Origin of the sequence: Bacillus sp. REN10 (assembly GCF_016820555.1) — a bacterium.
In the GTDB taxonomy this organism is placed as follows: Bacteria; Bacillota; Bacilli; order Bacillales; family Domibacillaceae; genus Bacillus_CE.
The window spans coordinates 112,325-124,499 of the sequence record NZ_JADHDW010000011.1 but is presented as its reverse complement, the minus strand read 5'-3'; the positions used below and the strand labels follow the sequence as shown (position 1 = coordinate 124,499).

Here is a 12,175-nt window from a genome sequence, read left to right as displayed (position 1 = left end):
AGCCCAGTAGAATACCGAACTCAAGTCTTGGAAGCTGCCTAAAATTATTTGTCTAACTTTATTGGGTCAGATCAAATGGGCGGGTTTTCCTCTTACTTTTATCGTGCAATGATATGGAAACCAGAGTCAACATGAAGGTTTTCCCCAGTAATTCCACGAGACATATCGCTGAATAGGAATACAGCTGTATCTCCAACTTCTTCTTGCGTAGTTGTGCGGCGCAATGGTGCATTTTCTTCAATTTCTTTTAAAATCGAGTTGAAATCGCTAATTCCTTTTGCCGCTAATGTACGGATCGGGCCAGCAGAAATAGAGTTAACGCGAATGCCATCTTTGCCAAGGTCAGCTGCTAAATAGCGAACGCTAGCATCCAAAGAAGCTTTCGCTACGCCCATAACATTGTAGTTTTTCACTACACGCTCGCCTCCTAAGTAAGTCAATGTAACGATGCTGCCGCCTTCTGTCATTAACGGTTTCGCATATTTTGCCACAACCGTTAATGAATACGAGCTAATATTATGAGCAAGGAGGAATCCATCACGAGACGTATCAACAAATTCGCCCTCTAGATCTTCTTTATTCGCAAATGCAATACAGTGAGCTAAACCATGAATCGTGCCAACCTCTTCTTTAATTTGCGCAAAGCATTTTTCGATCTCTGTATCAATCGTCACATCACATGGTAAAATAATAGATTCATTTCCTTCTAGTGTCTCTGCTAATTCACGGACATTTTTCTCAAGGCGTTCCCCTGCATATGTGAAAATGAGGCGAGCACCTGCTGCATGTAAAGAACGCGCAATTCCCCAAGCAATACTTCTTTTATTCGCTACACCCATTACAACAAATGTTTTTCCAGCTAATGAAAGCGTCATATTCGTTCCTCCTGTTATTACAAGTTATTAGTACCTAGTAATAATATTAACAGGAATTGCTGAAAATGAAAAGCAATGAATAAAAAAAGAACCCTTAAAGTCTATCATGCTTGTTGCTTTAAGAGTTCTTTTGCTTGTCGTGTCTAAACAGGCGGCTTCGCTTTTCTTGTCCAGCTGCAGGCGCCAGCGACTAGTGGACTTCCACCATCCTCCTTACGATAAGTCAACATCGATTCACTGCCGTTCATCGTGTTTCCTTTATCTCATACGGTTGGCTCCAGTCCATACGTCGCTAAACAGCACCTTACGCTTTTCTTGTCCAGCTCTGCCTCCTAGACACTCGAGTCAAATGCCAGCCTGACTGCATGGCTGAAGAACGCCATTCCGTCATTCTATCATTTGCTTGTCGTGTCTGAACAGTCGGCTCCGCTTTTCGTTTAATCAAATTCTAGTTCGCGTTTTAGTTCGTCTACGTATTCTTTTGTTCCGGTGACAATGAGGCGGTCATTGAGTTGTAGCTCTGTATCCCCGTGAGGAACGATGGAATCTTTGCCACGGAAAATCCGCACGAAGATGACGTCTCCGGTGAACGGGAATTTTCGAAGTGAGATGCCCTCGTAATCAGCATTATGCAGTTCAATTTCATATAGAGATGTCTCTTTATTCGTTAAAATGTTAATAATGCTTGGCGATTCAATAAGGGCCCTTAATAACGCCTTGGAAGAAAGGAAATAAGAGAAGGTTTCAATGCCTACTTCGGTCATGCGCTTTTCCTGTTCTTCCCTTTCCACATGCACAATAATCCGCTCCACGCCTCGCTCTTTCGCTTCAAGAGCCAGATGCACATTATGTGCTTCATTCCCAGTTGTAATCACAAGAATATCGGCATCGAACACCTGTTGTTCAGCCAATAAATCCACTGATAATTCGTCTAATTCAATAATATCAAAGACTGATTTGCTTAAATTCCCCTCTTGCACTTCCGGCTTCTTCCTGTAAACAACGGTGTCGTACAGCGAAGATTTCAGCTCTTTAGAGATCGGCATTGTATATTGATTAGCCCCAATAAAAGCTACTTTCAGCTGTTTTTCTTCTCTCATATAAGGCGGGAATAGTTTCTTAAAAATAACCGGAGTAATTAAACATGTAATAACTGCGACTAAAATTAGCGTGCCAGTCATTTGGGACGTAATAACGCCTAGCCGTTCGGCAATTTTTGCTGCTGCGATTACAAGAGACAATGTCGATGTTAATAGGAAGGCTGATGCCATAATCGTTTTCATATCATACCATTTTTTTAAATATAAAATAGGCAATGCCTTAGAAATGAAAAACGCCAACATTAGTAAAGGGATAAGCAACAGTGTCTTTTTATCGCTTAAAAGCGACCATAATTCCAGTTCCACCCCTACCATAACAAAGAAAATCGGAATTAAAAATCCATATCCGAATGAATCGAGTTGACGAATCAATTCATTGTTAGGTGCCAGCAATGAAACTAGGACCCCGGCTAGAAAAGCACCTAAAATATTTTCAGCGCCAACATACTCGGAAAGAGCCACAAGCACGAGCATTAATGTAAAGACTGCTCGCGTGCCAATCTGCACCGTACCCGTTGATAAAACTTCAAAAAACGGATTGTTTTTGAATCTTTTGGCAATAAAGTAAAGAAGAACTCCAACTCCAAAGAGAACGAGGAGCAACCACGTATTTCCGCCTTCTGTACCATTGACGGATACATAGACAGCGAGCAAGATCATTGTAGCCAAATCAGCAATTACCGCAACAAGTAAGATGATTTGTCCAATAACCGTTTTCATTAAGTGAGCTTCTTTTAACGTTGGCACAACCACTCCTAATGAAATGGTTGAAATAATTAATGTCATTAAAAACGCGTCTTCTATTAAGCCTAATAATACAAACAAATAGGACAATCCATACGATAAAACGAGAATGCCTAAAAATACAACAGTTGCTGCGACAAAAGCATTAGGTTCTTCCATTGCTTTCGATGACTTTTTCTTTTGTTTTTTATCGGTAGAGAAGGCAGAAAAATCGATTTCAAGACCGCTTAAAAACATAAGAAAAAGGAATCCAAGAGTTGATAAAATCTCTAGCCAAGCATCTGGTTCCACTATATCAAAGCCGCTTTTTCCCAAAATCAGACCGACAATAATTTCTGCAATAACAACCGGAATGAAGTTTAACTTCAATCGATGCAATAAGATCGGCGTGAAAAAAGCAGCCACAACAACAATTAGTAATGATAATAACGATGTACTCTCTTCCATAAATTCTCTCCTTTCCCGCGCCTGAGCGATGCTGTAATCACTATACTATCAAAATCATTTGAAGTTGTCTTTCAAAAAAGGTTAATCTTATATTAAGTTTTAACTAGGAAAAACTATTTATTAAAGGAGAGATGTAGGTATGAATATCGATATCGTTGGAGACATTCATGGGTGCTTTCAAGAGTTTAAACAATTGACTACTAAGCTTGGCTATTCATGGGACAGTGGACTCCCTCTTCATCCTCAAGGAAGACTACTCGGTTTTGTTGGTGATTTAACCGATCGCGGACCTTCCTCCATTCAAGTCATCGAAGTGGTTCATGATTTATGGGAAAAACAATTAGCTTATTACGCACCTGGAAACCATTGCAATAAATTATACCGCTGGTTTTGCGGGAACAAGGTTCAAATAACACATGGATTAGAAACCACTGTGGCTGAGCTTGAACAATTAGACAATCGCGATTTTAAACGCGTGAAAAAAAAGTTCATGAATCTTTACGAACAGTCCCCCCTTTATCAAATATTAGATGAAGGGCGATTGATTATTGCACATGCTGGTATCCGTGAAAAAGACATCGGCACATTCACATCTAAAGTCAAAACATTTGTCTTATATGGTGACATTACTGGCGAAAAACACTCGGACGGTTCCCCCGTGCGGCGCGACTGGGCAAAACAATATCAAGGGCAGCCTTGGATCATTTACGGGCATACCCCAACAAAAGAAGTACGAATTATTCATCATACAGCCAATATTGATACAGGCGCTGTCTTTGGCGGAAAATTATCGGCTTTTCGTTATCCTGAAAAAGAAATTATCTCTGTTCCATCATCTATGCCTTTCGTTCCAGAAAAATTGCGAAGCTTTGATTGAAAAAAGCCCGCCGAATCGGATTGGCGGGCTTTGCTATGAGTTTCTTCTACCTTCGCGATGCTTTCTTCGACTTTACAGCCATTTCTCCGATCTTCATGCCGCTTTCTTTAACTTTCACTATTCAGCACTTGCTGTAAGTCAGCAGGAAAAGGCAAATGAAACTGCATATCTTCGTGAGTAATAGGATGACGAAAAGCTAAATCACTGCAGTGAAGAGCTTGGCGTCTGATTTTCTCCATTGGACCACCGTACAGATCATCACCTAATAACGGATGTCCGACATGTGAAAGATGCACACGTATTTGGTGAGTTCGACCAGTTTCTAGCTTCAGCCGGACTTGAGCAAATGTCTCATATTGGGCTAACACTTTATATTTGGTACAAGCATATTGGCCATCTGCTCTTACTTCCCGTTCAATGATACTCGTTTCTTTCCGACCAATAGGCTGTTCAATTATGCCCTTTGTGTTGGAAAATATACCGGAAGCAAGAGCGGTATACGAGCGAGAAATAAGCCGCCTTTTTTGCATCTCAGATAATAAATGATGAATATGGCGATGTTTCGCTATTAACACAAGGCCTGATGTATCACGATCGAGCCTTGTCACAATATGAACAGTTGCTTCAATTCCTTGTCGTTCATAATAGCCGATTAACGCATTGGCCAAACTGCCTGTGGGATGCTCTCTTGAAGGAATCGTATTCATCCCCGCAGGTTTAACTGTAACGAGAACATAGTCATCTTCAAAAACGATCGACAACGGCAAATGTTCTCCTTTCATGCCGTCACTTGGTATTTCCCGGGGAAAGATCAACTCAATCCGATCAGCCATTTTAATCGTATAACGCACATTTTCTTCTCGATCATTGACTAAAATTTGACCCCCATTATATTTAATATCCGTCAACGCTCGCTTAGAAATGTCTTTACCAGCTAAAAAGTCCCGTAATATCTGACCTTGATTTTCTTGCTTCACCGTCCAAGTTAAACGAAACCTCCGATCCATTAGCTGCTGACAAACGAGTCATGCACTCGCTTCCAAAATGGGAATGGACGAAAACGGGCAAACCGAATTTTTTCATTAGCCACTCGATATTGAATTGACTTTACATCTTTATGAAGCAAGGTTAAGTGATCAATGGTGACAAGAAAATCTGGTCGATTAACAGGCCGCAACATACATGTATGATGTGCAGGCAAAATGAGTGGAGAACCAACTGTACGAAATACTCTATTGTTGATGGATGCCATCTCTGCCAACTGCAAGGCGCGAATAGAAGGATGTAAAATGGCTCCGCCAAGTGCCTTATTGTAGGCCGTACTTCCAGAAGGAGTGGATACGCATAACCCATCACCTCTAAATCTCTCAAAGTGATCTCCGCGAATTTCTACATCCATCACAAGTGTGCCTTCTACACTTTTCACGGTCGATTCATTTAATGCCAAATAACGGGTTTCTTTGCCGCCATGCTGGTAGCGAATAATCGTTTCTAACAGAGGGTATTCAATAATTTGATAAGGTGTACGAGCAATGGCAATGACGAGCTTTTCAATTTCATCAGGCACCCAGTCCGCATAAAAGCCTAAATGGCCGGTATGAACACCAACAAACGCTGTTTTATCAAGCCTAGAACTATAGCGATGAAAGGCATACAATAATGTGCCATCTCCTCCAACAGAAATGACAATATCCGGCTGCTTTTCATCATACGTTAACTTAAAATCAAGCAAATAAGTGCGAATTTTATGCATTAAAGCATTGGACTTCGCATCGCCTTTAGACGTAATTGCAAATTTCATCTCAGCCACCCTTTTTCCATTTATTCATTCTTCCTGTGATCATTCGTTTGTTCTTTTTTCTTTGTAAAAAAAGCTTGAGCTTCCTTAATTTCTTCACGAATCAGAGACATTTCTTCGTCGAGCCTGAAAGCAGCCTCTGACGCTCGCTGCAATCTCATTTTAATTTCGTCAGGGAATTGTCCATCATATTTATAATTTAAAGAATGTTCAATTGTTGCCCAAAAATTCATTGATAACGTACGAATTTGAATTTCAGCCAAAATCTTCTTCTCTCCATTAATGGTTTGAACAGGGTATTCAATCACTAAATGATAAGAGCGGTAACCGCTTGGCTTTTTGTGAGAGATATAATCTTTTTCTTCAATGATCGTAAAATCTTTGCGCATGCGCAGTTTTTGCACCACTTTTTTTATATCATCTACAAATTGACACATCATTCGTACGCCAGCAATATCTTGAATTTCTGTTTCTAAATGTTCAAATGGAATGCCCTTGTCATATGCTTTCTCAAGAATACTCGCAATCGGCTTCACACGACCAGTAACAAATTCAACTGGAGAATGCTCATCCTCAAGCTCAAATTGGGTTCGCATCCCTTTCAGCTTAATTTTCAATTCTTCTACTGCTTGTTTATAAGGTGATAAAAACTCATCCCAACGTATCATCTATCTTCCCTCTCAGACATAGTGGCATTGTTATTCTTACAAAAAGATTTTCTCCACAGCCTCAACCATCTCTTCTCCATAGTTGCTATTGCCTTCAATATTACTAATTAAATAGGAGAGCTCTTCCTGCCATTGGGTTAATGAAAGACGACTATCCGATCCAATCGCAAACAGATCCACTTCTTGTTTCATTGCCTTTTGTAACTCTTCCCAAACACTTTCATGTATGTATAAATAAATGAATTCATCATTTTCTTCTGCTAAATAAACAAATGCTTTTTGATCTGAGTCCACAATCATTTGTCCGCTGGCTGTTACTTTAGATAATGAGACTGGATGCTCTGAAAGTAAACCGACTTCTTTCTCATTCCATTCCGCTCTTGTAAAATGGATTGTCTTTCTCATCCTAATTCCCCCTTCAATTCTGGCTGCTTTTTCATTTTATACTTTTCATCGAAAAAACCCATTTTATATTTTAACACATCTTTTCCTTTCAAATATAGACACTTCACCTTTAGAATAAGAAGTAATGAAGAAACTAGATGAAAAGAGGATGCTCATATGAGTCAGCAAGTAGAAATCGAGTTTAAAAACTTATTGGAAAAGAAGGAGTTTTCTCAATTAATTCAAGCCTTTCATGTACGTGAAGAAGATTTTGCTTTGCAGCATAATCACTACTTAGATACAGCATCTTTTCACTTAAAAAAGCACGGATGTGCCCTTCGCATTCGCGAGAAAGAAGCAACATTTGAACTGACCCTCAAACAGCCAGCAAAAGTGGGACTGCTAGAGACGAATCAAATCCTGAAAAAAGAAGAAGCAGAAGCATTAATGCAAAAAAGCATATGGCCAGAAGGAATGGTTAAAGAAGCTCTGCAACCTCTGTTAACCGAAAAAGATCAACTGGAGCATTTCGGCACTTTATCAACGAGAAGAGCAGAAATCCTTTATAAAGAAGGAATTCTCACATTTGACAACAGTTTCTATTTAGGAAAAGAAGATTATGAATTAGAATATGAAGTAAAAGAAGAAGAAAGCGGTAAAAAAACATTTAACGATTTACTAAAACAATTTCAAATTCCTAGGCGAATAACCGATAATAAAGTTAAAAGATTCTATTTAGAAAAATTACGCCAATTAAACGAGGAATGATAGGAGCGAAACAATGAGTAACGATTTTTTTAAAACGATGATTCAAACAAGCATGATGCAAGGCATGTCCATGTTTCCTACTAGTCCCCTTACACCAACGAATCCAGCACAAATATTCGGTGCGGTGCTGCAGCAAGCATTAATGCAAGGGCTAAAGCTGGAAAACGGAGCTTCTCCGTCACTTCCAGGAGCGGCAATGCCCCTGGCAGAACTGCTGCCTACCAAACCTGGTGCTGACGTGATCCAACCAGGCGGCAAACCAATGAAAACTGATTTTGATGACATTATCGCAAGAGCAGCCGAGAAATATAATGTCCCTAAAAAGCTGATCCAAGCAGTCATCAAGCAAGAATCGAACTTCAATCCAAATGTAGTGAGCCACGCAGGAGCAAAAGGTTTGATGCAGTTAATGCCAGCGACTGCCCGCTACCTCGGTGTAGCGAATCCATTTGACCCTGAACAAAATGTCTTTGGCGGGGCAAAATATTTACGGCAAATGCTAGATCAATTTAATGGAAACATTAAACTCGCACTAGCTGCCTATAATGCTGGACCAGGTAATGTAAAAAAATATGGAGGCATCCCTCCGTTTAAAGAAACACAAAACTATGTACAAAAAGTAACCAATACTTACTACTCATAAGTGCTAAGCTGCTTCAGCCGTCCTCGTATAGGATTCTCTCTAGTGATTTATCCTATACGAGAACGACAAAGGTCGCTCAGCACTTTTTTATCGGCTTTGTCCCCCTCTACGATAGTCTGATTAAAAATCAATGAAATATTTTTGAGTAGGCACTTTGTTTGTGTTATACCATTCCCCTTGTTAAAATAAATTTACTACTACAAGGAAAAAAGGAGTTATTGGTATGGCCGAAAAATCAATAGCACCATACGAATTTATCGGAGAAGCGAAACTTTCGGAGCTTGTCGATCTGTTTTACTCAAAAGTAAGCAAGCATCCTGACTTATTTCCAATTTTCCCTGATGATCTAACAGAAACTGCTCGTAAACAAAAACAGTTTTTAACTCAATATTTAGGCGGACCACCTTTATACACAGATGAGCATGGTCATCCGATGCTTCGTGCTCGTCATCTGCCTTTTCCGATTACCCCTAAAAGGGCAAATGCTTGGCTTCAATGCATGGCAGAAGCGATGGATGAAACCGGAATAGATGGTGAGTTTCGCGAATTCTTTTACCATCGCCTGGAGTTGACCGCTCATCATATGACTAACCAACCCGAAGAACTAGGTGAAGAAGATTGAAGCCGGCTGAATTACTTAACAGGATTTGTTCAACTCAACAAAAACCATTGGAAATTTATATGTTTGTTGACCCTCTATGCCCAGAATGCTGGGCACTAGAGCCCATTATTCGAAAGCTGCAAATTGAATATGGTCATTATTTCAGTTTAAAAAAAGTATTAACTGGAAAATTGTCCACACTGAACTTTCAAAAGCAAAGATGCAATAGTATCGCTAAAGAATGGCAAACGACTGCTGCTAGAACAGGAATGTCTTGTGATGGAAACCTTTGGATGGATAACCCAATCTCTTCTCCTTTTATCGCATCTATTGCTATTAAAGCGGCCGAATTACAAGGGCGACGAAGTGGCAGCCGTTTCTTGCGGAAATTGCAGGAAGTTCTGTTTTTGGAAAATCAAAATGTTGCTGATCTGACTGTATTAACTAATTGCGCGGATCAATCAGGCTTAGATAAAGCAGAGTTTTTAAACGACATCTATTCTTCTAGCGCAGCGAAAGCTTTTCAATGCGATATGAAAATCTCAGTAGAAATGGATGTAGAGGAAGTACCGACTCTCGTTTTCTTTAACGAAAATATTGAGGAAGAAGGTATTAAAATTTCGGGTCTTTACTCTTATGAGATTTATGTTCAAATTCTTCAAGAAATGCTTGAAGAACTGCCAGAGCCGCTTTCCCCGCCGTCTTTAGAGGAGTTTTTGCAGTACTTTCGCCTAGTCGCTACAAAAGAAATTAGTGAAGTATATAATTTATCGATCAAAGAAGTAGAAATGACTATGAAAAAGCTCCAATTGCAACGAAAAGTCCGCAAAATCACAGCAAAGTACGGATCTTTTTGGGAGTATATAGAGGGATGAAATCCAAAAATGCCAGCGCCTCGAGAATGTAAGCTTAGCTGATGATCTCGAGGCGCTGTTTGTTTAGTTTGGATAAAATAAGAAAAGACCTTGTATCAGCTACAAGGTCTTTTCTAACGAACAAAGGGGATGGGAGAAATTTTTCACGGTCAAACAAAGGGGTATATGTTTGCTTGTGATCAACTTCACGTTTTCTATATTATCACCTTCAATGTCGATTGACAACACTTTGTATAACCTTTCACATATTTGTCATAACAATGGAATAGTAAGCGTAAACTAACATAAACTGGCACACTATAAAGGAGGGAGAAAGCATGAAATGGCTCGCCTTTTGGCTCTATGTTAGCTTGATCATGATCGCTTTTTTATTTAATTTATTAGGTTTAATGAGATTATACCCTGTATATGTAACAGCCCCTCTTCTTTTCATCGTGCTCTTTTTTCCCGTCTACTTGTTCAATAGAAAACACAAAAAAGTCTCCAGATAACAGAGACTTTTTTGTGCGTGTCGCCCCATAACAGTCGGCTTCGCTTTTAAGACAACAGGTTTTCCATTTCTTCTAGTTTTTGTTCGAAGACTTTGCATGCTTCTTCGATTGGAGCGGCTGTGTTCATGTCTACTCCCGCTTTTTTCAGTACTTCAATTGGGAAATCTGAACTGCCTGCTTTTAAGAATTCATTAATATACCGATCTACAGCTGGCTTGCCTTCCTCTAAAATTTGAGCGCTTAAAGCTGTAGCTGCACTGAAACCAGTCGCATATTGATAGACGTAGTAATTGTAGTAGAAGTGTGGAATTCGCGCCCACTCTAGGCCAATTTCTTCATCGATGACCATATCCTCACCAAAGTATTTTTTATTTAATTCATAATAAGCGCTTGTTAAAGCATCAGCTGTTAATGCTTCTCCATTTTGCGCTTTCTCATGGATCAAATGCTCAAATTCAGCAAACATTGTTTGACGGAAGACGGTGCCGCGGAAACCTTCTAAATAATGATTTAAAATATATAAACGCTTCTTCTCATCGTCAAGATTTTTTAACATATAATCATTAAGCAGTGCTTCATTACAAGTAGAAGCCACCTCTGCTACAAAGATAGAATAATTGCCGTACACATAAGGTTGAGACGCGCGTGTATAATAGCTATGCATGCTGTGACCAAATTCATGAGCAAGCGTAAACAAGTTGTTCACATTATCTTGCCAATTCATTAAAATATATGGATTAGTCCCATACGCACCAGATGAATAGGCACCGCTTCGTTTACCTTTATTCTCAACAACATCCACCCAGCGGTTGTCTAACCCTTGTTTTAATATACCGATGTACTCTTCCCCTAACGGAGCGAGACCGTTGATCATATACTCTTTTGCCTCATCATAGCTAATTTTCATCTTTACATCCTTCACAAGCGGTGTGTAAAGATCATACATATGCAGTTCATCGACACCTAACACTTTTTTACGCAGCTTAATGTAACGGTGCAGCAAATGTAAATTTTTATTGACCGTTGATACTAAATTATCATACACCGTCTCTGGAATATGATTGTTAGAAAGAGCAGATTCTCTCGCGCTATTATAATGACGAACGCGCGCATAAAAATTATCTTTTTTCACTTGGCTGCTCAGCGTACTCGCAAATGTGTTTTTAAACTTTCCATACGTTTCATAGACTGCTTTAAACGCTTCTGCACGCACGCGGCGGTCATCAGACTCTAATAATTGAATAAAGCGTCCGTGCGTGATTTGCACCTCTTCTCCATTCTCGTCTTTAATTGTTGGGAATTCAAGATCCGCGTTGTTTAACATACCAAATGTATTACTAGGTGCCGAAGTCACTTCTGATGCTTGAGCGAGCAAACTTTCTTCAGCGGCCGATAACACATGCGGACGCTGCAAATTAATTTCAGCAATAGCTTGCTTGTACACTTGTAATAATTCATGACTATCGACAAATGTTTTCAACTTTTCCTCATCGATCGCCAACAATTCAGGCGTAGCAAATGATAAAGCATTAGCAATTTGTGTATATAAATTTCTTGCTCGATCATCCATTCCTTGATAATGCGCATTGGTTGTATCTTGATCGTAGCGCATATGGGAATACGTATATAACTTCCCCATCCGTTCTAATAATTGATCTTGATAAGTGAAAAATTCATACAGCTGCTCTGCGCTCTCTCCAAGTGTTCCTTGAAAACTTTGCGCTTTCTTCGAAAGCTGCTTCACTTCCTCATATTCTTTCTCCCAGACTTCATCACTCGAAAAAATATCTTCTAGCTTCCACGTTAATTCCTCTGGGACCTCACTTCTTGAAGGTAATTGATTTACCGCTTGCTCGTTTGTCATCGAAAACCCCTCCTACATCTACTGTTTCACTACTTTATCA

General features: G+C 39.7%; 12 protein-coding genes. 5 read left to right on the top strand and 7 right to left on the bottom strand.

Going from position 1 to position 12,175, the window contains the following annotated elements:
- Positions 1–98 precede the first annotated feature (98 nt).
- Both fabI and IRB43_RS14520 read right to left on the bottom strand, forming a co-directional pair.
- Positions 99–875 carry an enoyl-ACP reductase FabI gene (fabI, locus tag IRB43_RS14525; RefSeq protein ID WP_203364206.1) on the bottom strand — a complete coding sequence of 259 codons (777 nt, stop codon included), beginning with the start codon at positions 873–875 and terminating at the stop codon, positions 99–101.
- A gap of 437 nt (positions 876–1,312) precedes the next feature.
- Positions 1,313–3,166 carry a monovalent cation:proton antiporter family protein gene (locus IRB43_RS14520; RefSeq protein WP_203364205.1) on the bottom strand — a complete coding sequence of 618 codons (1,854 nt, stop codon included), beginning with the start codon at positions 3,164–3,166 and terminating at the stop codon, positions 1,313–1,315.
- 139 nt (positions 3,167–3,305) lie between these two features.
- Here IRB43_RS14520 and prpE point away from each other — a divergent pair, with 139 nt between their 5' ends.
- Positions 3,306–4,043 (top strand): bis(5'-nucleosyl)-tetraphosphatase PrpE, encoded by a 738-nt coding sequence (gene prpE, locus IRB43_RS14515; protein ID WP_203364204.1) that lies wholly within the window; start codon positions 3,306–3,308, stop codon positions 4,041–4,043.
- A gap of 107 nt (positions 4,044–4,150) precedes the next feature.
- Here prpE and IRB43_RS14510 read toward each other — a convergent pair whose 3' ends face one another.
- From IRB43_RS14510 to IRB43_RS14495, 4 genes are read right to left on the bottom strand one after another with little or no spacing between them, the layout of a single operon-like run.
- Positions 4,151–5,050, bottom strand: a complete 900-nt coding sequence (locus IRB43_RS14510) for an RluA family pseudouridine synthase (RefSeq protein ID WP_203364203.1) — start codon at positions 5,048–5,050, stop codon at positions 4,151–4,153.
- Positions 5,050–5,844 carry an NAD kinase gene (locus IRB43_RS14505; RefSeq protein ID WP_094834650.1) on the bottom strand — a complete coding sequence of 265 codons (795 nt, stop codon included), beginning with the start codon at positions 5,842–5,844 and terminating at the stop codon, positions 5,050–5,052. The genes IRB43_RS14510 and IRB43_RS14505 overlap by 1 nt, the downstream gene beginning before the upstream one ends.
- A gap of 20 nt (positions 5,845–5,864) precedes the next feature.
- Positions 5,865–6,509, bottom strand: a complete 645-nt coding sequence (gene yjbM, locus IRB43_RS14500; protein ID WP_203364202.1) for a GTP diphosphokinase — start codon at positions 6,507–6,509, stop codon at positions 5,865–5,867.
- A 36-nt stretch (positions 6,510–6,545) separates the two neighbouring features.
- Entirely contained in the window at positions 6,546–6,914 is a 369-nt protein-coding gene (locus IRB43_RS14495) for a UPF0738 family protein (RefSeq protein ID WP_203364201.1), read from the bottom strand.
- A gap of 156 nt (positions 6,915–7,070) precedes the next feature.
- Here IRB43_RS14495 and IRB43_RS14490 point away from each other — a divergent pair, with 156 nt between their 5' ends.
- From IRB43_RS14490 to IRB43_RS14475, 4 genes are all read left to right on the top strand, one after another.
- A complete protein-coding gene (locus IRB43_RS14490) occupies positions 7,071–7,661 on the top strand; it encodes a CYTH domain-containing protein (RefSeq protein ID WP_203364200.1) in 591 nt (196 codons plus the stop codon).
- A 13-nt stretch (positions 7,662–7,674) separates the two neighbouring features.
- Positions 7,675–8,304, top strand: coding sequence for a lytic transglycosylase domain-containing protein (locus IRB43_RS14485; protein WP_203364199.1), 630 nt, complete (start codon positions 7,675–7,677; stop codon positions 8,302–8,304).
- A 223-nt stretch (positions 8,305–8,527) separates the two neighbouring features.
- On the top strand, positions 8,528–8,926 hold the full coding sequence (locus IRB43_RS14480) for a globin domain-containing protein (RefSeq protein WP_203364198.1): 399 nt from the start codon (positions 8,528–8,530) through the stop codon (positions 8,924–8,926).
- Between the two features lie 59 nt (positions 8,927–8,985).
- Positions 8,986–9,780 carry a ClpXP adapter SpxH family protein gene (locus IRB43_RS14475; protein ID WP_203364216.1) on the top strand — a complete coding sequence of 265 codons (795 nt, stop codon included), beginning with the start codon at positions 8,986–8,988 and terminating at the stop codon, positions 9,778–9,780.
- Between the two features lie 537 nt (positions 9,781–10,317).
- On the opposite strand, the gene pepF is transcribed toward IRB43_RS14475, so the two are convergent.
- Positions 10,318–12,135, bottom strand: a complete 1,818-nt coding sequence (pepF, locus tag IRB43_RS14470) for an oligoendopeptidase F (protein ID WP_203364197.1) — start codon at positions 12,133–12,135, stop codon at positions 10,318–10,320.
- Positions 12,136–12,175 lie beyond the last annotated feature (40 nt).